The organism is Teredinibacter purpureus (assembly GCF_014217335.1).
Classification (GTDB): Bacteria; Pseudomonadota; Gammaproteobacteria; order Pseudomonadales; family Cellvibrionaceae; genus Teredinibacter; species Teredinibacter purpureus.
Genome location: NZ_CP060092.1, coordinates 2,557,089 through 2,582,790 on the forward strand (window position 1 = coordinate 2,557,089; position 25,702 = coordinate 2,582,790).

Here is a 25,702-nt window from a genome sequence, read left to right on the forward strand (position 1 = left end):
GAAAAATTTTAGGATTGCTAATCAATGACAGCCAGAGTTCAGATGATAATAGAAACCTTAGAGGCTAATTCTGATAGGCAATTCACCGCTCGCCAATTAGCTGAAGAGTTCGTGAATCGATACCCCGAAGAAATAGCTGAAAAAAGTAAAAACCCTAATTACGACACTCAAGAAAAGCTGCTAGGACAATTGGCGGCGGAAGTGGCAGGGCAACGTATCAGAAGGGCTAAAGCTATTTGCCCAAATGTGGGTACACGTGATGAACCAAGGCCACGCCTTTATTATTGGCTTGAAGATGCAGACGTGAATCGTGATGCAGTGTCTTCAGCCGAAGCCGCAAGCAGTGTAGACGATGACATTGATCAACCGTTGATTGCATTAAAGCAGGGCGAATTATCTGAAAAAGATTTGTACCCTTTGCTATCAAAATACTTAAACGAAGATTACGGTCTGTATTGTTTAAGGATTGATGAGAAGCGATCTAGAAACAGTAAGGGTAAAGGTGGTAATCACTGGTTGCATCCCGACTTGGTGGCGTTCGAAAATAATCGGACAGCCACGTTACCCATGCGGCCACGCATCTGGTGATGAACCGATTGATTTTGATCTGGCATCTGCCAAACAAATCGGCTTCGTATTGCTGATTTCCGCGGCTGGTGGGAAGGTAGGAAAGATTCTTTCGAAGAATCCAAAATGGAAGAAATACTTTAAAGAGAGAACATTGTACAGAGGAGTATCAAATGTTCGGCGACAATCGGTACCTTGTTTCCAATGTGGAGTTCAAGGTGCCTGGTTTACACATCACCAACCGACAAGAGCGCACATGAAGACTGACGTGGGCAAATATATGCGCTACTACAATGTACATCGTTTTCATTCGGCGAATGAAGATTTATCGCCAATAAAATACGAAGAATCCAAGTATGTTCTGCAAAATGGAAGAGTCGGTTCTGCTCGAACAGAGCAGGTTCGACACTTCGATTCTGCAGTCAACAAGTGAAGCGTGTTAGCAGGGAATTTATAAAAATAGGTGTCCGGTTTTACTTGACCAGAACAATGGTGACGGTGTTGTTTAATTATATCTAAGCACTCATTCTTTGAATTTTGTAAGAATAGCGAAATTAGACATACTTAACTGCTTGGTAGATATTGAGGCTAATGTAAAAACTTTTACTCCTCGGTCTGTTAGGTGATGCGTTGATTGCTATACCTTTAATGAAAGCTCACAACAGCTTTAAATTTCTCACGGTATCGGCGGGACAAATTGAGGTCTTTGCCATTATTAAGTGTTACCTCAAAGTCACCCGTTTCAAGAGCTTGAACTTCCCGGATCTGACTTAGGTTGACAATATGAGAGCGGTGAATCCTAATAAACTCCTGAGGGGGTAGTAATTTCTCGAGTTTGGCCATTGTGATGCGCATTGGGTATGTACGGTCTTTGATGTGTAAATTGGCATAGTTACCGCAAGCCTCAACCCATTCGAGGTCTCGAACCTGGATAAGAAACTCTTTGCCTAGTTTCTTTACCAATAAGCGTTCTGGGTGTTCGCTCTCTTCCTTGTTGTTGGTCGTACTTTCTCCCATTTTATCATTCTCGCAGGGTTCCTCCAGTTCACTCGGCGCTAGATAGCACGCCTCTCCCTGTACGCGTCGCAGGACAAATCGATAGCCAAAGATAACCACCAGAATCGTAATATATGTGAGTACGTCCTTGCGATACTCATACAAAAATTCATAAGGTAAGCCTTGCAGGCTGTTCACGAAAATATAGTGGCTGTCATTGATCAAGTAACACGCTTTACGAATTGTGACCATGCCTGCGACATGAATTATTGAAAATGGCACAGTAGCGATTAGGTGTAATAAAATCTGGTTACGTAAAGAACTGGGCTCGATATATTTGTCAGTGACGGCAATGATCAAGGGAATTAGGAGCAATATCATAAGGCTGCTGGAAAATTCCCAGCAAAATGGCATCCACCATTCAAGGTTTCCTGCACCGCGTGAATTTTCCATAAGGACGCTAGTCGCGTTTACTAACGCCCCCATCGTCACCCAAGTGATTAGGAGCCACTTACCTTTATACTTCAAAAATAACGGCGGAAAATTTTGCTTTTTTGAGCCGTGCATTGGCATTAAACCTCAATAGAAAAATCCAGTTTCTTATTTTAACCACCCAATACAGGCAATCTCATCACAGCTATTGTCCGCTTATCACAACTCTTTGTGTATCAATCACTTAGCCATCTCAATCAAAGCCATTCTATGTGAGGCTTATAGATATCGCAAACGACATCACTATCCATTTGATCAGGAATTCGGCATGCAAGCATCAAGCACAGCAACATCCAATTGGGTAAGCAGAAGGCATTTAGAGTTAGATTGGCTACGTGTTTTGGCCTTCGGATTACTTATTCTTTTTCACATAGGAATGCTCTATGCTCAAGATTGGGGCTGGCACTATAAGAGTGGCTATCGAAGTGAATTTTTACAGAACATTATGCTCTGGTCTAATCAGTGGCGAATGTCCTTATTGTTTCTGATTAGCGGCGTTGCCATCTCCTACATGCTAGAGAAAATGACTTTCTGGCAATTTTGGCGAAACCGACACGCTAAGATCTTAGTCCCGCTGCTTTTTGGCATGGCAGTTGTTGTCGTGCCACAAGTTTATATAGAACAGCACTCCCTTGGTGAGCTTGAAGGTACGAGTTACTGGCGATTGTGGCAGACCTATTTTGACGTTGAGCAAGGCTTAATTACTTGGAATCACTTGTGGTACTTGAGCTATATTTTTGTGTACTCGCTTATCATATGGCTTTTATATCCCATTATCCGGTCAGCGTTCTCGCGACAGCTGTTCTTAAAATTGAGTACAAAGATAGCTCCATGGGCTCTTATTGTAGGGCCAATATTCACCCTCTATTTATGCGCGCATTTATTGTACGAAAAATACCCTAGTACAGGGGCACTTATCGATGATTGGTATAACAACGCGCGCTACTTCAGTGTATTCCTACTGGGTTTTGCACTAGTTCGTGCTCCGCACTTATGGACTAGCTTCGTAAATATGCGACATGCGTTATTAGCGTTGGCCATCTGTAGTTATTGTTATATTCTCTACAGCTTTAATGGCGGGAGTATTCCTGAAGGTAAGGTATATGATGAGCTATCTAGTCTTCTATGGAGTGCGAATAGCTGGTTATGGATAGCAACAATCGTTGCTTGGGCACAAGCTAAACTAAATTTTTCGAATGCGTATATTCGTTATTTGAATGGTGGGGTGTATTGCTACTATATTCTACACCAAACACTTATTCTCATTGTTGCGTTTTATCTTGTTCCCCTCTCTTTGGGGCCTATAGTCGAACCTTTAGTTATTGTCGTCGCTACATTTAGCGTTTGCCTAATCAGCTACGAGTTGATTAAACGTATGCCAATACTTAGACACGCTTTTGGGGTCAAGGTATTAAAAAAGCAGCGTAATGAAGGTGGTTTTCAATAGATTGTTATTCGGCCGTATCTATAGGCGGCAGTCTAGACGCTCTTGATGGCGTTCATATTGGGGGCGTTATCAGAACGCTATTTACTGGGTAGTGAAGTCAATGTATAAATTTCGCGATGACCGTAGTTGGAATGAAAAGATAGTTGTCTGTAGGGGGATGGCATTGGGGTTTGATAAAACATATTCTGGTTATGATATCGATCGCCAACCCAATCCCAGTCTACACGCCGTTTAGGTGACGAATTCCAATGTTTAGATTGGGATAGGGCTGTGCTATCAATTAGCTTGGCCTTGTTACTGCGTTTGCCCCTGGTAGTGAAGTCCATATTCACCTTGGCAATAACGGCTTTTGGCATGGTTGTGTAACGCTCTTCGGCATCCTTTCGCAGGAACGGATGCACATTGGTCAGCCTACAGCAAACTACGGTTAGTTAGCTCATCGTTGGCGCAATTGGATTCGTTGAGAGAGTCTATTTGTGGGGTGTAGCTGTATTTCTATGGATTAAGGGCCGTTTTCTGTGAGGCGAACCTGGTTTGAGCTCTTTCGGGTGAGAGTAGTTATGACACTCATTTGGCACCCTAAATCCCTCGTAATCAACCTGTCAGAGCCGTTTGTAGCTCTTAGTCAAAGTATGTGCTCAGAGTGAGTGAGGGGCTTTTGGTCGCTCAAAAGTCAATAGAAGTGCTGGTTCGTTCTATTGGAGCGTAAAACGTGAAGGCATTATATCAATGAAAATGAGCAGGACAGTTTTCGCTGTTGCGAATAGTGAACAAACATCGCAAGTGTGTACTTTTAGGGTGTTTTGGCGTGCGCATGTTTAATAAGGAGATATGTATAGTCGCGAACAGCTGTGGAGCTAAATTCTAGTACTACAAATGCCGAAGACCTCGGCTAGTATATCGCTTTAAGGGGCGTGACATTTGGCTACTACCCCGTAATACGTTTTGTGGCGCCCCGGCGTTATGGGGGCGGATGTTGGGTGCCGCCGCGCGGCATGGACATAAATCATAGATTGGAAGGCCCGCGGTGTCTTCCAATGTTTGCCGTGAATATGTACGTTATTACATTTAATCTTTGTTGTAGCTTTTAAATTGTTTTGTTTAGTTTCGGCTGTCCGGTGTTAATGTTGGGTGGCACGGCGATTATCTGGCGTCGTTTTTTTAGCAAAATGAAGGAGAGTTTTCTCCATAGGTAATGAGTGTATGAATGTCACCATTGAAGGGTATGTGAGTTATACCTGCACCCGCTGTAAAGAAAAGTATAACGTTGATGGCCAGTCTTTAATCTTTCACGAGGATGCTAGCCCAGAATCAGAAGATGATGACTATATACGGTATATCACGCAGTTAGAGGCTCCTTGCACGTCCTGTGCTCAGCATATGCTTGTTACGTTAGAGGTTTGGGAATATCCGGAATCTGTTGCTAATTACTCTTATTTTTGTGGGGAAAGTGTAAGTGCCGTAGCGTGCGAATTTACAATTGAGCACTATTTTAATGACGAAACAGCGATGAAAGAGGGTGGTCACGACGATCCAAGGGTGGACGCTTTAAGTGAAGAGGATACCGAGGATAAGGTATTCAACGAATCAACCAAGGAGCAGGGTTATACCGATCAATATGATTTTGAAGACTAAGTTTCTTCAGCGTTTGTTGGGGGCTTAACGGCAAGATTACTTTTGTGGGTAGCGCAAAAGACCAGAAGTGATGGACTGCTAGCAGCGGAGACCGTATATGCCGAGGATAAGCGGTGCAGCAGGTTAGGCGGTGTAGCACTGTCTAGTGGGGGTAGAGCGGTTTAGGGTGGAATGGGTATAAATGAGCCTTTAATACAGCCGTACGGGCTTAGCGGCAGTTCTTGAGGTTTTTATTTACAGGGTTAGGCGGAAGATTCTACACGTTGTCCGTCTAAGAGGTACAGCGTCTACTATATAAAGGGCGCGGCTTAAAAGTTTGTTTGTTTTTTTTGATCTTTCCCGGTTGCTGTAAACCACTACGATGGTTTCAGAGTGGGCGAAATTGGTGCGCAAACGAGTGGGTTTTGGGGGAGATTGCTTAAATTGGAACTTTGTTCTTGGCGCGATTTCCCTTAACATGCTTTACGGTACGGTGACTTTTTGAGCATGTATTTGGGTTAGCAGTTGTGGGTAGCTCAGATGGTGGTTGAATAATAGTGTGCTAAAAAGCGCAAACGGCGTTAATACGATAGCTTTGGGGAAATGGGAACGATGAATTTACACGCTTTACAGCCTGGGTATATGTTGGGCGAATACCAAATTGAAAAACTGTTGGGTGAAGGTGGTTTTGGCCTTACTTACCTTGCCGTTGACACTAACGTAAAGCGTAAAGTTGCGATAAAAGAATATATGCCTAGCGATTTTGCTTGGCGAAAAGACGGTACAACGGTCGTTGCGAAAACCCAAGACACTGAAAACGACTATCGTTGGGGTTTAGATGCCTTCCTTAAAGAATCCCAGACGGTTGCTAAATTTGACGACCCTAATATTGTTCGTGTGCATCGTTTTTTTCAGGCGAATGGTACAGCTTATTTGGTAATGGAATATTGCGAAGGGGGTTGTCTTTCCGACCGTTTCTCCAAGGGGAATTCCCTTAGCGAAGAAGCGGTACGCAGTATTTTAACGCCGATTATGAACGGGCTACAGTTGGTTCATGATGCTGGCGTACTTCATCGAGACATTAAACCTGACAATATTATGTTCCGTACCGACGGTACGCCCGTGCTTATTGATTTTGGCGCTGCACGCCAAGCTATCGGGGCGAAAAGTCGTTCTATTACAACCATTATTAGCCCTGGTTACGCACCAAGAGAACAGTATGCCAGCAAAGGGCAGATGGGCGCTTATACCGACATCTACGCCTTGGCCGCTGTGGCCTACGCCTGCTTAACGGGCGGCGAGCCGGAAGATGCAATGGATCGTATGGATAACGATACAACGGTTAAGTTTGGAGAGCGCCCAGGCGCGTCTGCTTTTCTAAAATCGATTGATTGGGGGCTGGCTATGTCGCCAAGTGCGCGTCCTCAAACATTGGGTGATTGGTTTGCTTCGTGGGGAGGCATGGGTGGTCAAGGTGAGAGTTTAACTTCGCTTATCGATATCGCTGGGGCCGACGGTATTATTACATCAGCCGAAATGAACTCTATTTTAACTCAAGCTGAAAAGCTGGGTATTGAACAGGCTGCGGCACAGCAGCAGGTTGTTGCAAGGGCAAGAGCCAAAGGTTGGACCTTAAAAGGGAATGGGGTGAGTAGCCCAGCCCCTGCGCCAAAAGCTAAAGCAACCGTTAAGTTATCGACGCCGCAAAAGCCTGAAAAAACAGGCGGTGCAGCAGCCGCTGTTATGATTGTGCTCATTATTTTATTCGCGGGCGCAGCAGCGGCAGCCGTTTATTACTTTAAGTATATGAAGCCGGCTCAACAATACATGGCGTTTTTAATACACAGTACTGATGAAAGCTACCTTGAAAGTGATTTTGCACTGCTTGATTTTGACAAAGGGTTGGTGGTTGATGATTCGGGCTACCAAAATGCCGAGCCATATATCGTTTCGCGTACCGATAGCCAATTAATATTTACCGTTAATGTTGATGGCGAGGAGATGCGCGGTCGCATCAGTAAAACAGACGATGGCTACTTCGCAAAAGTTGACGGGGATGAAGAAATTTACGCCGCGGTGCCGATGGAAATCGCCGATGCCGCGTGGAAAAGTGATCATACTGACGATTATTTTTCTTCTGATGATTATATTGATGATGGCGAAGAAGTGTGTGTTGATCATCGTTACAGATGGTTGTCAGAGACGAATTTGGAAACGGTCTATGAAAATGGCGGCAGTATAAATTCTGAAAACTATACGAATGAAAATGATTTTATGCGGTCTCCCGATGGCGAATTTTATATTCGTGAGTATTACGATGCTGAAAAAGCCGTAATTGTCTCTCTGGAAGATTATGTGGACGATAGCGATAGAACAGAAATAGACTACGAAAACCTAGAGTTTTATTTTATGTTTCGTTGTGACCGTGTTGGTGGCGAATTTGTGTTGCCAATGGAGTACGCCATGCTATCAACCAGTATGGATGATGAAGAAACTTATGAAGAGGAGGCTACACCGCCACCTACGCCTAGCCCTACCCCAGAGCCTCTTTATAGCCTATGGATAGAAACTACGCCAAATAACGCGCGCGTGGTATTACCAGATCAACCTTCAAATGTTACCTATTACGACGGTATCGATTTATCGGCGGGTCAGCATCGTGTTGTCATAAAGGCAACAGGGTATCGCTCGCAAACACTGACGGTAGATTTGAGTTCAGAGAGTCGTTCTATTGCGGTTGAATTGTTGCCTTTGCGACAGGATTACGAGCCCATAATGGTGAATATTTCGGGCGGTAGTTTCCGTATGGGGGATACAACGGGTGATGGCCATGATGACGAAAAACCTGCTCATACGGTCAATGTTTCAAATTTTAGTATGGGTAAGTATGAAGTTACGCGGGGGCAGTTCCGTCAATTTGTAGATGCAACGGGTTATGTCACTGATGCTGAAAATAATACCGGCGATGTTATTGGTTGCGATACCGCTAGAGATGGGCGTGATGATTGGTGGGACTGGACGAGCGGAGTGAATTGGAAAAATGCTGATTTTGAGGAAGCGCGTCAAGGCGGCGATAATCATCCGGTTGTGTGCGTGAGCTGGAATGATGTAAACGCTTATATCGACTGGCTAAACAAAGGAACGTCTGGTGGTTATCGATTACCTTCAGAAGCTGAGTGGGAGTATGCCGCACGTGCAGGCTCTAGCAACAAGTTCCACTTTGGTAACGAAGTAACGGATATTTGTACGTACGGTAATATTGCCGACACCACAGACTTAGCTAATGACTTTAATTGGTCGAAAAAGATTGAGTGTGATGATAACTACTCTTACACCTCGCCCGTAGGGCGGTATGCGTCGAACGGGTTCGGGCTTTACGATATCTACGGAAACGTATTTGAGTGGACAGCCGACTGTTGGAATGAAAACTACGAAGGCGCACCTACGGATGGCAGCGCTTGGGATTCGGGTAACTGCGGTCGTCGCGTTCGACGAGGGGGTTCTTTTGATACCGTTAATATCGGTTCTTCTTACCGTAACTGGAGTGGTAGAGCATTCCGGTCGAGCCGCTATGGATTCCGAGTGGTACAAGATAAATAGGGTGTAGCCCTTCGGGTGTTTATTCGACTCTTTTTAAAACGCGCTTTTTAATGGCGCGTTTTTTTTAGGCGATAAAAGCGTTTGGTTTGATCGTTGAGTGCGGTGTTGGTAACCGAGGGGGTTTTTACCTAAAGAACCTGTTTACATGAGGGCGGAAGTGAAAATGAGTGGCGGCGGAGAGCCTCAATAGTTCAACTTGTTAGCACGGTATGCTAGTCTCTGCTGTCACTAAAAGAACGTATGAGTATGGATTGGCAAGCCTTTATATTTGACCCTTCAGAGAACTGGATCCATCGTTTGGAGCAGGTCTGTCGCAAGCGATTTTTCGATGATGTTCTTGCCGAAGAAGCTTTTGTTTGGGCTTTTGAACGTCTTCAAAACGAAGAGTTTTCGCGGCTTCACCGATTTCAAGGGAAATCTAGCCCCAGCACCTTTCTAATAGCGGTTTTCCGCAACCTAGTCGAAGATTTTGCCATAAGCCGTTTTGGTAAGTGTCGTCCCCCTGTTTGGGTGCAACGTATGGGCGAGTTGTGGGGGGCGCTATTTAAAAAACTGTGTTGTGAGCACCGAGAACCGAATGCTATTGCCGAGATGTTTCCTTTAGCCGAGGGTGGTGAAGAAAGTGTTCTATCAATATGCCAGACGATAAAAGCACGCCACGCAAAGTGTGGGCATAAAGTTACGGAAGTGAGTGTTGATGGCGAGAGAGGCGGCCAATTATTGGATGAGCATTCAAGCCAGTCGCTCGAAGACGAGCTTGAATCCAGCGCTTTCGACCAAGTACTAATGGCGCTGAATCATTGGCTCTCCGCCGATGTATGCGCTAAAAATGACACCCACGGGCCGCTTCTAAAGCACCTAAAATCAATTCAGTTAGAGGCCGATACGATGCTGTTGGTTCGCTTGGTGTATCAGGAAGGTGTGCCGGTATCGAAGGCCGCAGCTGATCTCGGCATTCCTGCACACTCCGCGCGACGACAGCTTAAAAAAGCATTGGCATCACTCAATGATGTACTTAAATACTATCAATAATCGTTGTGATCACATTAATGTTGTTCATATTTCGTGGCATGTCCGTCTAACCAATAACACCTGTAAAGTTGAGAGCTATGGCAAAAGACAATCGTGATACTGCTGCTGCACACTTGCTGGTTGCGGCTAAAGCCGATGGTGAGCGGTTAACAGAAGTGGACCTCGAGCTTCTATCAGCCTTTGTGGATGGTCGTTTAAACCGTGAGGAAGCGAATAAGGTCAAAATACTATTGGCGTCTGAGCGTGCATGGTACGAAAACTGGCGTCAATTATTGCAGGCCAAAGGCGTTGCGGCCCCCTTAGTGGAAGCCTCAATTCCCTCAAAAGCGAGAGGCACGGGCCTATGGCGTTGGTGGCTTGGCAGTGGTTTAGCAACAGCATGCGTGTTATCCGTTGCGCTTATGATACGCCCGCCGAGCTTGTCTTCAGTAGAGAAAGACCTGGCCTTTTTAGAGTCTGAATACCCAATAACATTGGGAGCGCCTTTAGCGTCGGCAAAAGGGGCTTTTAGCGCCATTGACGCTGAATCTTCTAGTCTTACGAGAGTCGAGCGCCTCTATAGCCGTTGGCAGCGTTTTACGTTAAAGCATTGTGCTGCGGAAACGGATCACAGCAGCCCGTTATGGGTGAAACTAGAACACATTTATCAAACGCTGCAAATTGAGGACAATTCCAATCTGCAGCGCCTAGTGTCACATGGTCGCAAGGCGCTATGTGCAATAACCAATTCAGACGTACCGAAAACGTCTTTTCCGTCTTCAACGGAAAAACAGGAGTAATTGTTTAATGGGTAAAACTTTATCCCACGGTGGCCAGCTTAGCCGCGATGTTTTTGCCGGCCAGATTATTGGGGCACGAAATTCACAGCAAGATACTTATGCAGAGCCGTTAAACTTTTCTTTTGGGCATCGCCAAGCGGTTCTTTATGTTGTATCCGACGGTATGGGTGGCCATGCCGGTGGGGAGTTGGCGAGCCAAACGGTCATTGCCGCTTTCACGGATGTATTTGCTCGTGGTGGCGACAGCCTAGAAACGCTGTTTGATGATGCTTTGACAGCTGCGAATAGCCAAGTCGCAGCGGAAGGCCAGCGTGATGCGGCGTTAGACGGAATGGGGGCAACCGTTGTCGCGATAGTAATAGTGGATGATGAGTTATATCTATTCAGTGTGGGTGATTCCCCTCTTTGGTTAATACGAGAAAGTGAGATGTCTCGATTAAACGAAGATCATTCGATGCTACCTGTATTGATGAAAATGGCGGATATGGGCGAAATTTCGGCTGAAGATGCTCTCAATGATCCAAAGCGCCATGTTTTACGTTCGGTGATTCATGGTAAAGAAATAAAACTGAAAAATAGGACGAGCGAGCCACTTGTGTTGCAGCGTGGTGATTCGTTGGTGTTGGGTAGTGACGGCATAGAATCACTTTCTGAGAGCAAGCTAATTGCGTTAACGGAAAATAGGCCGCGCTATTGTGCCAAAGCCGCCGTTGAGAGTGTTTTGGACGAAATCGAACGATTGGCTTTACCCAATCAAGATAACGCCACGCTGGTAGTGGTGCATATTGGAAAGGGCCGAAAAACGAGTGTTATTAAACATGAAACTGAAGTGCAGTCAGCACCGCCCAATAAAAATCTTCTTATTGCCGGTATTGCTGTTCTCGCCTTGCTCATTGTGCTCGCCATAGCAATATTCACGCGTTCTGATAAAAAAAACGAGGTACTAAATAACGATGATCCTGCTGAGGTGGGTGTTCAGGTATTACCTGCCGAGGGTGCAGGTTCGTCAGAGAATACACAAAGTAGCTCTCGCCCCACGCGTCGTGATCCTAATGTTTTGTCTTCACCGCTAGAAGGGAATGCAGGCATTGACGCTGGCATCGATTCCAGTGGCGATAAGCCAAGAGTAAAACCCAGTATACCTATAAAAAATAGCTCGCTTTCCAGCGACGATGCTATGACGAGTGATAGCGAGTCGGGTTCTGTTGAATTGGATGAGGGCGAAAAAGAAGTGCACCCTCGCCGTGCGGCACAGAACGAAGAACTGCTCGATAACACGGAGAATGAAAGAGACATTATGGATGACAGTGTTGATGTTAGCCCTGAAGTTAAAAAGGAATCTGAGGGCAAACCGGTGAAAAGTAGTGACGGCAACTTGCCGCCATCTTAATGAGTATTTTAAGTGTGAAAGGCAAATAAGCGGGCTTTCTCGAGCGGCCAACAAATGAGGCGTATAGGGAAGAGGTTGGTGTGAGGAAAAAGGCAATTGGACAATTGGGATTGTTTTTTCGTGGTTTTTCGCGCCAAAATGACAGGTTCAAATGGATGAACCTACACAATAAACAAAGGTTTTGATTTAAATGAGGTTGCCCTGAATGAATCGTTTACTGCCCGTATTGGGCATTTGTCTATTGGCATTGTCTGGATGCACCCCATCAGAAGAGCCGGCCGCTGTGAAAATTCCAGTACTCGTTAGTATTCCGGCGGGTATATTTATTATGGGCGATCAAGCGGCTATAGGTGATACCGATGAGCGTCCCGCTCATACGGTCAGCGTGCCCGCATTCGCAATGAGCCAATATGAAGTGACGCAGTCTGAATATGCTGAATTTGTACACGACACCGGCCGCACCACTACGCTTGAGTTTAGCGATAGCGATGCCCGTCATCCGGTCGTTAATATTAGCCTGCGAGATGCGTATGATTATGCTCAATGGCTTTCGGATAAAACGGGAAAATCTTTTAGAATTCCGAGTGAAGCACAATGGGAATACGCGGCTAAAGCCGGCAGTGTAAGTTTGTTCTCAACGGGAAATCGCGAAGAAGACGTATGCAGAGTAGGGAATATTGCCGACGAGTCAGTGAATGAGGCTGGTCTAAATTGGTCGAGCATAACGGCGTGCAACGACACGGCAGTGTCGGTCTCAGCCGTTGGCCAATATGCACCCAATGTTTTTGGTTTATACGATATGCATGGCAATGTGTGGGAGTGGATTTTGGATTGTGCAAATGAAAATTACGAACAAGCGCCTACCGATGGTACTGTTTGGGAAGAGGGCGATTGCGCACGTAGAGGTATAAGAGGTGGCAGTTTTGAAACACCTGCGAGCAGTGCACGCTCGAGTAATCGTGAATTTATTGCGCCTAGAACGAAAAGCCCTCAAATAGGTTTTCGTGTGGTGAGGCAAGGATGAAAAGACAAAACCGCGAAATAAATATTTTCTCTATGTCGGCGCTGGACCTATTCGCGTCTGCGATGGGAGCCTTTATTTTAATTACCCTTATTTTGATGCCGTACTACCTGAAGAAGACACCGGCAGAGCCGGTTCAAGAAACGCAGCAAAGTTGTCCCGAACCTATTTTACCTGCGTGTCCGGTTTGCCCTACGCCACCGTCTCCCGAACCGACTATTACGTGCCCACCACCGCAGCCACCCGTAAAAGAGGTTGTCGATAATTTGCTGATTATGCAAATGGAATGGTCGCGTGAAGCCGACGTGGATTTACACGTTCTAACGCCTGATGGCCTTTATAAATATGACCAGCGAACAATACCGGGAAAACCGGGTAAATTTACACTGGACAACACTAAAGGCGGAGAAAAATCCTTAGAAATTTGGATGGCTTATAATCCAACGCCAGGCAACTACGAAATTTGTTATCACTTGTATTCGGGCTCTCCTCCTGTTGCAGTTAAGGGACGATTGGATAAACCTCATGGCCCCGCGATTCTCCCAGTGCAAACTTTAAGGCAAACAAAGCAAAAATTATGTCCCTTAAAATTCAGAATTGGTACCGATTATACCTACCACGAAATTAGTCGAGGATAAGCGTGAATATTATCGAAAAGAGAAACGTGTTTACGCGTGTAGCGTTGTTTGTTGTTAGTTTGGTTTTTTCGTTAGGAGTTTCGGCCAGCGAGTTGTGGACGTGGGTAGACGAGTGTCACTCTCGTGAAAATAAAACACAGTGTTCCGTTTGGTTCGATAGTGCTTTGGCGGTTGAAAATATCTCGGCTTCCTATAATGGCCAAGTGTTGGACGTTCAGGTTGAGCCATTTGCTGCCAATGACGAGGAATCGGTTAATATCGTTTTCGTGCAACTTGATAATGTCAGGGGCGAGGGATCGGTAGCAAGTGTAAAAAAAGGTTTGAAGAATTTTGTGAATTCTCACGCGGCCAACCAATTAGTGGGGATTTATGCCGATGGAGACAACCTTCAGGTTATCGCCGCTCTGGGTTCTAATCGTTCCGCTTTAGATGCGTCGATAGAGACGTTGGCATGGTCGGAGGGTTCACACAATACAGCGGGTCACCTGCAATCGTTGGTCGCTATTTTAGATGGAACACCGCATAAGCGGAAAGTCATTCACTGGGTAACAACAGGTTTAAATCTCAACGACGATGAAATACATCGCGTAACCTCTATTTTGAATGATGCTGGTATTCATTTAGCCGTTGTGTTGCTCCAAAAAAGTGAGCTCGATAGCAATTTAAGCGCACAATTCAATCCGGTACTTTCAGTTGTTAACGGCGTATTAGTCAGTGGAACGCCTAATACTTGGGACGCTATTATTGAGATCTCTGCGCCGTATAGTAATAACGGCGCACATCTTACTATCGCAACGCCTGAATTTTGCGGGGACCGTCTACTACAATTTGCTGCTACAGCAGGCGAAGCTATAGAGCGTTCGGTATTGGTTAACTATACGGCGTGTGAAGTTCTGGCCACATCTGAGCCTGTACCTGTGTCGACATCCGAGGCTGTTGCAGAGGTTACCCCAGTAGAGCCAAGCTCGTCATCAAACGAAGTTGCTGCAGACGTTAGCGAGGGAAATGGGAGCCTAGTTGAGGGCGTAGTAGATGGCGGAGTAGAACGTATCGATACTGAAGCCCCTGTGCCTGTGGACGAAACGACAGAAGAGGGTGTGAATGCTGACGAGCCGCTAGTGACATCGCCGGAAGGGGAACAGCCTGAAGCAACTACGCTAGAAGCAACGCTAGAAACAACACCGGAATCCGATGTGACACCCGAGTTAGATCCTAATATGCCGGTTGAGGAAGAGCTGCCGATAGACGGCGTGCTGTTAATGGAGGACAACACAACTGTTATTGTCGTAGCGAGCGTACTGCTTTTGGCTGTATTGATAGGGGGCGTGCTGTTAGTTCGAAAAAACAAGAAATCTACCGATAGCCCTGTGGTTTTCGCCTACCTCTATGAATACGCGAGCACGGGAGAAATTAAGCATGAAGTGTCTTCTACTACTACGCGTTTAGGTAGAGGGAGTAGTAACGATATTGTGCTGATGGGCGATACGGTATCGTCAGTTCATGCCGTGTTAAAGCGCGAGCGAGATGATTCGCTTACACTCGTAGATCTTAATTCGAGCAATGGAACCAAAGTGAATAATCGCCCCATAACGCAAGAGACAATTGAGTCAGGTGATGTGATTATGTTGGGCGAATACAGTATTAAAATTCAACGAATAGGGTAATCGTTATGACGGCTTATACAGTAGGGCGCGGTGAAGATGCGCATATCGTAATCAACGACGCTAGCGTGTCATCTCGTCATCTCACGGTCGAACGAGTGTCCGAAAATTATGTGAGAGTTATAGATTTGGGCTCAACTAACGGTACCTATGTGTCGAGTGGGGCAGGCAAAGAAAAAATCACGCAAATTGACGTACAGACTTCCGACACCTTATTCCTTGGTGCTTTTAGTATAAAAGTGGCCGATTTAATGGGCAAAATTGCACAGGCGGATGTTAAACCGTCCGCCGCGGGTGAAAGAGATAACGAAAAAGGCTTCAGTCGTTATATTCGTACTGAAGATGGGCGATACGTAAGGAAAGAATCATGAGTATTTCTAACGCGGTGTTAATCCGTATTTTAGGTTTTGTCGTCGCAATTTTGTGGCTTGTTTTATTAAGTTTTGGTCTCCCCAATACGATGGAAGAAGGTAATCTTGCAGGCTTTTCTTGGCATCAGTTTTTAATTGCCACGGACGACCCTATGTACCCACTTAATGTTCAAGTACTTATGTGGATAGCGTTTTTCTATTGTCTTTCCGAAGTAGCCATAAAGTGGATGGGTCAAATGGAACAGTCACAATGGTTGGGAGAGTTTTCGCTTTTTCGCAACCCTTCCTCTGTGAATGTATACACGCCCAAGGGCGAAATGCGTGTCGATCTAGACTCCAATGAGGCACTTAAACCTGAATTGCTGGCAGCAATATTTTATGCGAAGCGCAAGGCGCTGCATCCCAACGCCTTGATCACCTCAATATTTAAGAAGGTGAATCATCAGTTTCAAAGTACGAATGATGTTGGCGATGTGTACAGCGTAGTGAATGCGAGTTTAGAGCTGGAATTGCATAAAGTTGATATTGGTTACACGGTCATTCGTTACTTAGCGTGGTTAATTCCAACGCTGGGTTTTATTGGTACCGTGATAGGTGTTGCGCTTGCGTTAGGTAAGGCCGCAAGCATGGGGTCTACAGACCCACGATTACTTGAAGAAGTGATTCCTCGATTGGGGACAGCTTTCTATACCACTTTATTGTCTTTGCTGCTGTCGGCAATCGTCATGATTTTAATTCAAATTGTACAGGCTAAAGAAGAAGCTCTGGTTAATAAAATTGGTAGCTTTTGTATGGACAATATTGTAACTAATTTAAAACCGAGAGCACATTAAGAGGATACCGAGCATGAGCAGATTTGGTGGTAAGAGCGGCAATGATGCACCAACACGTTTGGTGAGAAACGACCCAACAAAAAAAGTTGGCTTCGGTGGGGATGATGGCAATGATGGTGCCACACAGAAAATTGATGCTAGCGATAATCTAATTCGAAATAAAGTCGACATTGATAATAATCTCCGCTCTGCGGTCAACGCCGCACAAGCGAATGAGAATACAGGGAATATTGGTGGTTCTACTTTTGAGTCAGTCGCTAAATCGGCAAACCCAAAAACGGTTGTATTCCGCCCGAGTGAGGGCGATAAGGTTGCGACCGCTACCGACTTGCCGGTTGTTGCATGGTTAGTGGTGGTGGAGGGTGCAGGAAAAGGCAAAGGTATTGCCCTGAGTTATGGTATGCAAAAGATCGGGAGAGAAGCATCCCAAAACGTTGTGCTCGATTTTGGTGACGAAACCATTTCCCGCGAACATCATGCCGCTATCGAATATGACCCTAAAACGCGCACTTTCTATTTGAGTAAGGGCGAAAATTTGGTGTATCTCAATGGTGCTCGTGTTGGTCAAGGCTCTGAAGAAAACTTATCGGTCGGCGATATGATAGAAATCGGTAATACCAAGCTTAAATTTATGCCTTTTTGTGGCCCTGACTTTTGTTGGCAGTCGGATAGTTAGTATGCAAGCACTTTGGAGTGTTTCCCAAATTCAGGGAAAACGTGATTATCAGGAAGACGTATTTGCGGCCGTTGAAAGTGATTGTATCTTCTACGCGGGTGAACAATACCCTCTCGAAAATGGGGTGTTACCTGCGCAATATACTTTGCTTGTTATTGCGGATGGCATGGGTGGTATGGGCCACGGAGATATAGCTGCATCTATTATTGTGGAATCGTTTATCGAATGCTTTCTGAATATATTCAATCAAAAAAATAGTATGGAAGCGCGCTTTAGCGAAGCATTGGAGTCAGCGAATACTGCCGTCGCAGACAAAATTAGAGAAAACGCTGAATTTGATGGTATGGGGGCTACGTTAATTGCCGTACTTTGGGACGCGCAAGATAACAAAGCGTACTGGGTAAGTGTTGGCGATTCGCTATTGCTAGCCTCTACAGCCTCTCGACCTTTGCTACAGGTTAATGAAAAACATACGTGGGGCATGCAAGCAGAGGCATTGCGTGCTCGCGGAAATACATTGCCAGATGATGTGTTGCAGAAACGTTTTCATGCACTTTGCAGTGCTGTGGATGGGCAGCCAATGGCATTTGTTGATTTGCAAACCGAAGGTTGTCACCTCACCGACGGTGACTTTCTCGTGCTCGCATCGGACGGGGTTGAATCACTAGATTCAGACGTGTTACAGGAAAGTGTTCAGGCGGCGAGACGTTCTTTTATGCAATACGAAACGCTTAAAGAACAAAGTGATAGTCTCGCTGCCTGTACGTTAGCGTTGTTAGAAGATACCGAAAATTCAGGCAATGAGTATCAAGATAATACGACAGTCGCATTATTGGGCGTAACGAAGGTTACTACCGTTTCGTAGCCGTTCTTTCTATGATTTTTGCAATCGCATATATAATGCCGGTTGCATGTATCGTAAAACGGCGCTAGTGCACTACAGTTGTTCAGCCCAGCGCGAATAGTCATAATGCCGCTATGTTTTACTGGTTTACTTGTAATTGGGTAGGCCTACCTCTTCAGTTGTTACTGCACTATAAATATTTTATGGAGATTAAGCACAATGAAAAAACCGTTAATAGCTGGGGCGTTAATTATAATTGTGCTTTTAATTGCAGCGGCCATTTGGTTTAGTGAAAGTAGAAAAAGTTGTGCTACCCAACATGGCGATTGCGGAGCAGTGCAACTCGAGGAAAATACAGCAGCTCACGCTGACGGAGCGGAGCCAGCTATTGAAGGGCTTGCTCCGGGTAAGTCGCCAGACCATACCTCCCCCGACACAGACAAAGACACGTCAGCCATTGTTCCAGGTGAACAGGGGCTGGTGGGCGCGCGTACTATTAGTATCCCAGCGGGCACATCGGTAGCCTCTGCTGACGAAGCCCAGTCGCTTGTAGATGCTCAAGCTCAGGGCCTCGGCTTAAACGTTGTTACAGATAGCCGCGATAATTATGGCAATAGTTATTATCAGCTTACTCAGCGTATTAACGGTGTTCCTGTCTACGGTGCGAATGCAGTGCTTGAAGTTATTCAGGGTGATGCAGAATCTATTTACGGCGCTTGGCAAGACGAAGCCGATATAGATGTAACCCCGACATTTACGGCTGAGCAAGCGCTAATTCAAGCGGCTGAAAATATGGGCGGCACAGCCGAAGTGAATGTTAAATTAACACGAGAACCTGAACTTGTAATCTATGTGTCAACGCAAAAAACGCATTTAGCATGGCATGTTACTGCGTTTATCTCGCCTACCACTCAAGAAGAAGTTGTTATTGTCGATGCAAACGAACCGCAGTTCTTGTTGCGTACTACAACGAGGGTTCATTAATGCGTTTTTTAGTTGCAAGCTTATTATTGGTTGCGAGTGTTTGTACGGTAGCATCTGACTATAAAATTTATCATTTAGATCTCGACGGCGAATGTGTTGATGGTGAAACCGTACACGGTATTTGGGAATTGTGGGCCAGCTCTTACGGAACGTCTGCATTTAGAGAATCGTTAGGCGATTATGATGTTACTGATGGTTCCGGCATGTCCCCTAAATCTCGATTTGCACTGGAGCAGCTAGAGTTAACGGTTAAATTCTTTGAGAAAGAATTAGATTGGAACGTTATTGGTGGCCGAGAAAAAATATTATTAGTTTCAAACTTTGAAAGCGGCGATGGTGGCGGCTGTAGCGGTTTAAATGCTTTCTATAATGGCTACAATGGGTTTCATCTGATGGGGATTGAATTGGGCCATCAGAATAGCCGACAAAGCATGGCGGACGATCTCGATAATGCGAGCCATGAATATGGCCACGGTTACTATCGAGAATACAAACGCGAGCAAACCCATGAAGATGAAGCGATAAATGAATCCGTCGCCGACATGTTTGGAGCTGCCTTTAAAGCGTGGGCTCAGTCTGGAAAGAATTTAAGCACCACACGAATTCGAGAGAATACTTTTTGGGTGGGAGAAGTATGGGCGCAACTCGTTAATAATTATTATGGCGGTAATGTGCAGTTAATGCGCGACATGACCGACCCAGCCAGCGGCGGTGATCCAGATTATTACGACCGTCGTGAGGCCGCGAATACTGAAATTCACTCCTTGGGTGGTGTTACTAACTTAGCATTTGCCCTAATGGCGCAAGGGGGTACACACCCTACTCACGATACCGGTATTAATGTGCAAGGTATTGGTATGGAAAAATCAATTAAGCTTGTTGCGTATATTCTAAAGCACCGTATTCCATTTAATTCGATGCCAGAATTTGGCGATGCAATGCGCAAGGGCGCAATGCGAATACACGGTCGAGATAGTCAGGAACTTCGGTCTGTGGATGCGGCCTTTCGAGCAGTGGGATTGAACTCTTCGCTTCCAGAACCCAGACAAGAACCTGCTACAGATACCACGCCAGAGGAGACCGTCCAAGAACAGGGCGCTCAAAGGGAAACACCAACCGCTGCACCAAGGCCAACGGTGGCGCCTACTCCTATACCGGATACGCATGGAAAGCTCACAATAACGGGCCCTACTTTTATCATTGTATTGCTAGCGGGTATTAGCCTTATCATCGCTGTTGTAGTGATAATTGCGGGGCGCCGGACGAAATCCATTATGCCAATGGTTGATGAAGCTGGCCAAGCACCACCACCACCAGGGCCTAACTTATACAAAAAAACATCACAACCCTCGGCTGAAAAGGTTGCAACTGAGAAAATAACACCGGTAAAAGTGGTTGCTACGGAGAAAATATCAGAGGAGCGATCGGCGGCAATAGAGGCTGTATTGGCTGTTGGCGGTCAATCGTTTCCACTTGAACTGGATGCTACCCAACTTATTTTGGGGCGAAGTAGCGAGCTTGATTTACCGTCAAAACTCTTACGCTTGCTGGGTGACGATACTTACATTTCTCGCAAGCACTGTGCTATTTGGTATAAAAGCCATACAGGAGAGCTTTATGTTCAGTCGGTCAGTGACAATGGCGTTACAGTGAACGGTAATAAAGTTAGTGGCAAAGCCAAGCTTAAGTTTAACAGGCCAATATCAATCAAAATGGGTAAAACAACGGTGGATATCTCGCCAGCCTAAAATGCTTTTAGGCGTTGGGGCGGGATAGCTCTCCCGCTTTGCCCCTTACCGCAGTAGTGCAACGATTATTCTGCATCGATAATGGCTTTTTGCCTTTCGAAACGCTCGTCGAGAATACGCTGTACATCTTTAGCATCTTCGAGTAATTTTTGGGCGCCGGTAGGAGTGTAAGGTGTCACCAATGTATCGTTAGACGGGGTGGCAGTAGGGGCGACCCCTTCCGGTACGTCCAACCCTTGTATTAGGTTAACGTTTGGGTCTACTTCTAGTTTTTTGACCTGCTGTGTTGTTTCCGGTGGTGGTTCAGAGGAATAATGAACAACGCCCTTCTCATCGGTCCATTTGTATGCGGTGTCTTTAGTGCTAGGTAAGGCTGAGTCTGTATTCAGAATGGAGGGTATGGAGAGTGACGGCATTTCCGCGCTAAAGGGCGATTTTCCGGTCATTACATACATAATGTAATTGGATACTCCAAACATTAAGCCAACCATTACGAGTATTTTTGCTACAAGCTTGTAAACCATTCCAACGCCTCTTAGATTATTGTTCTAGCCGCAGCGAGATTGTAGGCGAATATTGCACTGGGTGCGAGCTGGCGTATTCCTGCTAGAAACGCATTGCATATTCCGTCCTATTCGCCTATTTTCCTTCCATGAATACATCAGCGACTCTACATAATCTGGCAACCCTTCTCGGTGAAACGTTAGCAAACAGGGGCTGGCAAGCAGCAACTGCAGAATCTTGCACTGGCGGTGGTGTTGCCCAAGCCATCACTGATGTTATGGGTAGTTCCGCATGGTTTCAATTGGGTTTGGTCACCTACAGCGACCAAATGAAAACCGACCTTTTAGGGGTTTCCCCAGCATTACTTAAGCAGCATGGGGCTGTAAGCGAACCCGTGGTGCGCGCGATGGTACAAGGGGCATTGACGCATTCTAAGGCGGATATAGCAGTAGCGGTGAGTGGAATCGCGGGGCCAGGTGGCGCGGTGGAAGGTAAACCCGTAGGTATGGTGTGCTTCGCTTGGGGAGGTTCTCAAAACTGCGAATCGAGTACACTGTATCTAAAGGGTGATCGACGGAGTGTTAGAGAGCATTCTATTGGTTATGCGCTCGAGCGTTTAATCGCACTTGGGCAGAGCGAAGTACTGTATAAGTAACTATTACTGTTTGCGTGTACAGTATTTTTGTCGTATGCTGCATTCGTACTTTGGCGAGGGGTGTGTCTCGCAGATTATCATTCTTCATGGCGGACGGGATGTCGGCTCTGAAAAGGCATATTTAAGGGGTTATTTATGGACGCAAATAAAGAGAAAGCTTTACAGGCAGCGTTAACACAGATCGATCGCCAATTCGGCAAAGGCACAGTAATGCGCATGGGCGACAAAGAACTGGAAAAAATTCCTTCCATTTCAACGGGCTCATTAGGGCTCGATGTTGCACTGGGTATTGGCGGGCTACCAAAAGGCCGAATAGTAGAAATTTATGGCCCAGAATCATCGGGTAAAACAACGCTCACATTACAAGTAATTGCTGAAGCTCAGAAAAAAGGTGGAACATGTGCGTTTATTGATGCTGAGCATGCGTTGGATCCTATTTATGCTGGCAAGCTGGGTGTTAATGTCGACGATCTAATTGTTTCCCAACCAGATACTGGTGAGCAGGCATTGGAAGTGGCGGATATGTTAGTGCGTTCTGGTGCAGTCGATGTATTGGTTGTGGACTCTGTTGCAGCCCTTACCCCGAAAGCAGAAATAGAAGGCGATATGGGCGATCACCATGTTGGGTTGCAAGCCCGCTTAATGTCTCAAGCACTTCGAAAAATAACAGGCAATATCAAAAATGCAAATTGCTTGGCGATTTTTATTAACCAAATTCGCATGAAAATTGGCGTAATGTTTGGTAACCCAGAGACCACTACGGGTGGTAACGCATTAAAATTTTACTCATCCGTACGTTTGGATATTCGCCGTATTGGATCTGTGAAAGATGGCGACGAAGTTACTGGGTCAGAAACGCGCGTTAAAGTGGTTAAAAATAAAGTAGCTCCACCTTTTAAGCAGGCAGAGTTTCAAATTCTTTACGGTCACGGCATTAACCGTTATGGCGAAGTAATTGACTATGGTGTAAAGCTAGGTTTGGTCGATAAAGCCGGTGCTTGGTATAGCTATAATGGCGATAAAATAGGGCAGGGTAAAAGTAATGCAATGCAGTACTTAAAAGAACGCCCGGAAATTGCAGAGTTCTTAGAGGCAAAAATTAAGGAAGAATTACTTGGTGATTTGGAGCCTGTAAGCGAAACTACAGATGATATAAAAGGCGAAGATGTCGTCGAGTCTTAATTAGGGCTATTCTGTAAAAATAAAAAAGCTGCCAGCTGCATAGCTGGCAGCGTTAGTTTTTCGCCTTACAACTTTTTTATTACCATTCTACGTTACAAGTTTTTTCATGCCTGAATATCCTCCCAGTTTTGATGCCGTGTTCGAAGAAGCGGAAAAAAAAGCCTATCATGCGGCAGTTGTTTTACTGACGCGTCGCGAGCATTCGAAAAAAGAGATTTCCGTAAAACTGGCCTCCAAGTTGGCTTCTATAGCGTGTGATGCAGATAGCGTCATTGCTTCGGTAGTCAGCCGTTTAGCCGCGAATGGGTATTTATCTGATGAGCGTTTTGCCGAATCTTATTGTCGTGCCCGAATACAAAAGGGATTTGGGCGTGAGCGGCTGGAAATGGAGCTGTCTGAAAAAGGGGTGGGCTCTTCTCTTATCTCTCTTGTTGTCGAACAGTTCGATACGGATTACCCCGCTGTTTTAGCAAAGGTCTGGCATAAAAAATTTAAAAACTTTCCCGTAGATCACGCAGAGAAAATAAAACAGCAAAATTTCTTACGCTATCGTGGGTTTTCGTTTGATGAGATCGATGCGCTATTTCGTTCCATCTCGTAACTCACAGGCAAGTGTTGTAAGGGTTTTTAGCTTTGGCGAAAGCAGTCTTCAAAAAAGGCTTGTGCGTATGTGTCGGCCCAGCTTGGCTTTTTTATACCTCGGATAAATGCACAGTGCGAGCCATGCGCTTGCAGAGATACGGATAAGTGTGCGGGACGCGCAATTTTGGATAAGTCGGCCGGCGGGATTACGGGGTCGTCCTGTGTCGCGATGATGCTGGTTTTACTGAGTGTGAATGCGAGTTTATGGCCTGTAATAGTATAGGACTGAAAGTAGTCCTCTACCGTTTGGTATTGAGTGTAACGTGGGATAAAGAACTCATTCATTTCTTTCAGGCGTGACATTGGTGTTAAAGCTTTTGCGTAATCATAGTCAGGGAAATACTCTAGCTTTTTAAATAAAGAGCGCTTCCATTTTTTTACAAAGTATTGTTCGTACCAGAATGGCCCACTTTCCAGCACTTTCATTGTTTCGGCGGGATCGAGCACAGGGCAAATCGCTAATATGGCGTCTAAAGGCTTCGCGAGAGATTGAGGCAGTAAGCCAACACGTAACGCAAAATTCCCACCTAACGAAAACCCCATTAATCCTGTTTTACTATACTCATACGTTAATTGAAGCGTCTTGATCGCGCCTGCAACCTCCTCTACGAGAGATGAGTTGAATAGGCCGCGGTTTAAGTGATGGCTGTTACCGTGATCACGCAAATTTAATCGGCATACGTCGTGTCCGGCCGCTAGAAATTGCGCTGCTGCAGAAAGTATATAATTTGATCGGCTGGAGCCTTCCCACCCGTGGAGCAATATAATCAATGATTGAGCGTTAGAAGACGTTGTAGCGCGATTGAGTTCAGCACTAAGTCTTACCCCATTTCCACAATCAAGTATGAGTTGCTCTGCATTCTGCTCTAGGGTTGGGTGTTGTAGGGTGAGATAATGCTTACGAATACGTGAACTTGATAATATCGCTTGGAGATGAGGGTTCTTTAGGTACCAAGGTGCGCAGAAATACGTAGGTTCGGCGCCGAACTGAGGGGCTTGATCTGATGAGTTACGAATATTCACAATAAGATGAGTCTACTTTTCTGTGAAGGCATGTGTTGTAATTTTATTTGGCACGAATTTAAACGCGTTAGCGATTTTTCGCAATTTGAGTATGTATATAAATGGGTATCGATCACAAAAACAAAAGTTGGAACGTAAGGCAGCTTGAATTCACCGCCAGCGTATGCGCGGCGATTCTGGTCATTATACCGGTTGTAGCGAGTGCATTCGAGGTGAGTGGCGATTGGTTGCCTGGCGCGCTGTTGCAGGGTAAAGCGACGCCGCACGCAAAAGTTGAAGTTTTAGGCAGGGTCGTTGAAGCCGATAGCGACGGAAATTTTGTGTTTGGGCTTGGGCGAGATACCCAAGGAGAAGTGATTATTCGATTGGAGGCGGCGGGCCAGTCTAAGCGCTTTGCGTACGCAGTAAAGCCACGTGAATATAAACTCCAGAGGGTAAATGGCGTAGATAAAAAGTATGTTTCGCCACCGCAAGAAGTGAAGGCACGTATCAGTCGCGAGGCTGCACAAATTTGGGCTGCGCGACAAATAGTCTCTACAGAGCCTAATTATCGACAAGGTTTTATTTGGCCCGCAGAGGGGCCTATCACCGGTGTTTACGGCAGCCAACGCGTGTTCAACGGTGAACCCAAAAGGCCGCATTACGGTTTGGATATTGCGGGCCCTGTTGGCACGGAGATTATCGCGCCAGCGTCCGGCGTCGTTACCTTAGCGGAAAGCGACCTGTATTACTCGGGCGGCACACTTATTATCGACCATGGATATGGTATCTCATCGACATTTATTCACCTTAGTAAACTATTGGTTTCGAAGGGCCAAAAAGTTAAACAAGGCAGCCTTATTGCGTTGATGGGCGCTACTGGTCGTGTAACGGGGCCGCATCTTGACTGGCGTGTTAACTGGTTCAATCAAAGGCTCGACCCTGAATTACTGTTACCTGTAAAGCCCTCGGCACCGCATTCTCAATGAGGCCCATAGCGGGCCGTCTGCAGACAAAAGAGACT

Annotated in this window: 24 protein-coding genes; 21 read left to right on the forward strand and 3 right to left on the reverse strand. The window is 45.8% G+C overall.

The window, feature by feature from the left end; translation table 11 throughout:
- The first annotated feature begins 24 nt into the window (after positions 1-24).
- Both H5647_RS10915 and H5647_RS10920 read left to right on the forward strand, forming a co-directional pair.
- A complete protein-coding gene (locus H5647_RS10915; protein WP_162926361.1) occupies positions 25-588 on the forward strand; it encodes a hypothetical protein in 564 nt (187 codons plus the stop codon).
- Positions 589-823: 235 nt separating this feature from the next.
- Positions 824-1,000 carry a hypothetical protein gene (locus H5647_RS10920; protein WP_162926362.1) on the forward strand — a complete coding sequence of 59 codons (177 nt, stop codon included), beginning with the start codon at positions 824-826 and terminating at the stop codon, positions 998-1,000.
- A 212-nt stretch (positions 1,001-1,212) separates the two neighbouring features.
- On the opposite strand, the gene H5647_RS10925 is transcribed toward H5647_RS10920, so the two are convergent.
- Entirely contained in the window at positions 1,213-2,016 is an 804-nt protein-coding gene (locus H5647_RS10925; protein WP_162926363.1) for a LytR/AlgR family response regulator transcription factor, read from the reverse strand.
- 307 nt (positions 2,017-2,323) lie between these two features.
- On the opposite strand from H5647_RS10925, the gene H5647_RS10930 reads away from it, so the two are divergent.
- From H5647_RS10930 to H5647_RS11000, 15 genes are all read left to right on the forward strand, one after another.
- Positions 2,324-3,502: an acyltransferase family protein gene (locus H5647_RS10930; RefSeq protein WP_045858548.1), complete on the forward strand. Its 1,179-nt coding sequence runs from the start codon at positions 2,324-2,326 to the stop codon at positions 3,500-3,502.
- A gap of 1,203 nt (positions 3,503-4,705) precedes the next feature.
- Complete coding sequence (locus tag H5647_RS10935) at positions 4,706-5,137, forward strand: hypothetical protein (RefSeq protein ID WP_045858553.1); 432 nt, start codon at positions 4,706-4,708, stop codon at positions 5,135-5,137.
- A 591-nt stretch (positions 5,138-5,728) separates the two neighbouring features.
- On the forward strand, positions 5,729-8,716 hold the full coding sequence (locus H5647_RS10940) for a bifunctional serine/threonine-protein kinase/formylglycine-generating enzyme family protein (RefSeq protein WP_052692022.1): 2,988 nt from the start codon (positions 5,729-5,731) through the stop codon (positions 8,714-8,716).
- A 240-nt stretch (positions 8,717-8,956) separates the two neighbouring features.
- Positions 8,957-9,748: a sigma-70 family RNA polymerase sigma factor gene (locus H5647_RS10945; RefSeq protein ID WP_162926364.1), complete on the forward strand. Its 792-nt coding sequence runs from the start codon at positions 8,957-8,959 to the stop codon at positions 9,746-9,748.
- Between the two features lie 77 nt (positions 9,749-9,825).
- Positions 9,826-10,527 carry a hypothetical protein gene (locus tag H5647_RS10950; RefSeq protein WP_045858556.1) on the forward strand — a complete coding sequence of 234 codons (702 nt, stop codon included), beginning with the start codon at positions 9,826-9,828 and terminating at the stop codon, positions 10,525-10,527.
- 7 nt (positions 10,528-10,534) lie between these two features.
- Entirely contained in the window at positions 10,535-11,917 is a 1,383-nt protein-coding gene (locus H5647_RS10955) for a PP2C family protein-serine/threonine phosphatase (RefSeq protein WP_052692023.1), read from the forward strand.
- 205 nt (positions 11,918-12,122) lie between these two features.
- Positions 12,123-12,941 (forward strand): formylglycine-generating enzyme family protein, encoded by an 819-nt coding sequence (locus H5647_RS10960; RefSeq protein WP_052692024.1) that lies wholly within the window; start codon positions 12,123-12,125, stop codon positions 12,939-12,941.
- Positions 12,938-13,576 (forward strand): hypothetical protein, encoded by a 639-nt coding sequence (locus H5647_RS10965; RefSeq protein WP_045858558.1) that lies wholly within the window; start codon positions 12,938-12,940, stop codon positions 13,574-13,576. The genes H5647_RS10960 and H5647_RS10965 overlap by 4 nt, the downstream gene beginning before the upstream one ends.
- Before the next feature lie 2 nt (positions 13,577-13,578).
- On the forward strand, positions 13,579-15,240 hold the full coding sequence (locus tag H5647_RS10970) for an FHA domain-containing protein (protein WP_052692025.1): 1,662 nt from the start codon (positions 13,579-13,581) through the stop codon (positions 15,238-15,240).
- A 5-nt stretch (positions 15,241-15,245) separates the two neighbouring features.
- Positions 15,246-15,608, forward strand: a complete 363-nt coding sequence (locus H5647_RS10975) for an FHA domain-containing protein (protein WP_045858560.1) — start codon at positions 15,246-15,248, stop codon at positions 15,606-15,608.
- Complete coding sequence (locus H5647_RS10980) at positions 15,605-16,441, forward strand: MotA/TolQ/ExbB proton channel family protein (RefSeq protein ID WP_045858562.1); 837 nt, start codon at positions 15,605-15,607, stop codon at positions 16,439-16,441. Before H5647_RS10975 ends, H5647_RS10980 begins: the two co-directional genes overlap by 4 nt.
- A 13-nt stretch (positions 16,442-16,454) precedes the next feature.
- Positions 16,455-17,117 carry an FHA domain-containing protein gene (locus tag H5647_RS10985; RefSeq protein WP_052692026.1) on the forward strand — a complete coding sequence of 221 codons (663 nt, stop codon included), beginning with the start codon at positions 16,455-16,457 and terminating at the stop codon, positions 17,115-17,117.
- 1 nt (position 17,118) lies between these two features.
- Positions 17,119-17,982 carry a PP2C family protein-serine/threonine phosphatase gene (locus H5647_RS10990; RefSeq protein WP_045858564.1) on the forward strand — a complete coding sequence of 288 codons (864 nt, stop codon included), beginning with the start codon at positions 17,119-17,121 and terminating at the stop codon, positions 17,980-17,982.
- A gap of 198 nt (positions 17,983-18,180) precedes the next feature.
- Positions 18,181-18,945, forward strand: coding sequence for a hypothetical protein (locus H5647_RS10995; protein ID WP_045858565.1), 765 nt, complete (start codon positions 18,181-18,183; stop codon positions 18,943-18,945).
- Entirely contained in the window at positions 18,945-20,693 is a 1,749-nt protein-coding gene (locus tag H5647_RS11000; RefSeq protein ID WP_045858567.1) for a M4 family metallopeptidase, read from the forward strand. The genes H5647_RS10995 and H5647_RS11000 overlap by 1 nt, the downstream gene beginning before the upstream one ends.
- A 65-nt stretch (positions 20,694-20,758) precedes the next feature.
- Here H5647_RS11000 and H5647_RS11005 read toward each other — a convergent pair whose 3' ends face one another.
- On the reverse strand, positions 20,759-21,217 hold the full coding sequence (locus tag H5647_RS11005) for a DUF4124 domain-containing protein (protein ID WP_052692027.1): 459 nt from the start codon (positions 21,215-21,217) through the stop codon (positions 20,759-20,761).
- Between the two features lie 128 nt (positions 21,218-21,345).
- Here H5647_RS11005 and H5647_RS11010 point away from each other — a divergent pair, with 128 nt between their 5' ends.
- The 3 genes from H5647_RS11010 (at position 21,346) to H5647_RS11020 (ending at position 23,635) form a co-directional block, all read left to right on the forward strand.
- The gene (locus H5647_RS11010; protein ID WP_045858569.1) at positions 21,346-21,852 is read left to right on the forward strand and encodes a CinA family protein; all 507 of its coding nucleotides are present in this window, start codon (positions 21,346-21,348) and stop codon (positions 21,850-21,852) included.
- A gap of 135 nt (positions 21,853-21,987) precedes the next feature.
- Complete coding sequence (gene recA / locus H5647_RS11015; RefSeq protein ID WP_045858570.1) at positions 21,988-23,034, forward strand: recombinase RecA; 1,047 nt, start codon at positions 21,988-21,990, stop codon at positions 23,032-23,034.
- Positions 23,035-23,140: 106 nt separating this feature from the next.
- Positions 23,141-23,635 (forward strand): regulatory protein RecX, encoded by a 495-nt coding sequence (locus H5647_RS11020; protein WP_045858572.1) that lies wholly within the window; start codon positions 23,141-23,143, stop codon positions 23,633-23,635.
- Between the two features lie 26 nt (positions 23,636-23,661).
- On the opposite strand, the gene H5647_RS11025 is transcribed toward H5647_RS11020, so the two are convergent.
- The gene (locus H5647_RS11025) at positions 23,662-24,699 is read right to left on the reverse strand and encodes a YheT family hydrolase (RefSeq protein ID WP_236074872.1); all 1,038 of its coding nucleotides are present in this window, start codon (positions 24,697-24,699) and stop codon (positions 23,662-23,664) included.
- A 101-nt stretch (positions 24,700-24,800) separates the two neighbouring features.
- Between H5647_RS11025 and H5647_RS11030 the strand changes: the two genes are divergently transcribed.
- Positions 24,801-25,667, forward strand: coding sequence for a M23 family metallopeptidase (locus H5647_RS11030; RefSeq protein WP_082087034.1), 867 nt, complete (start codon positions 24,801-24,803; stop codon positions 25,665-25,667).
- Positions 25,668-25,702: the final 35 nt, after the last annotated feature.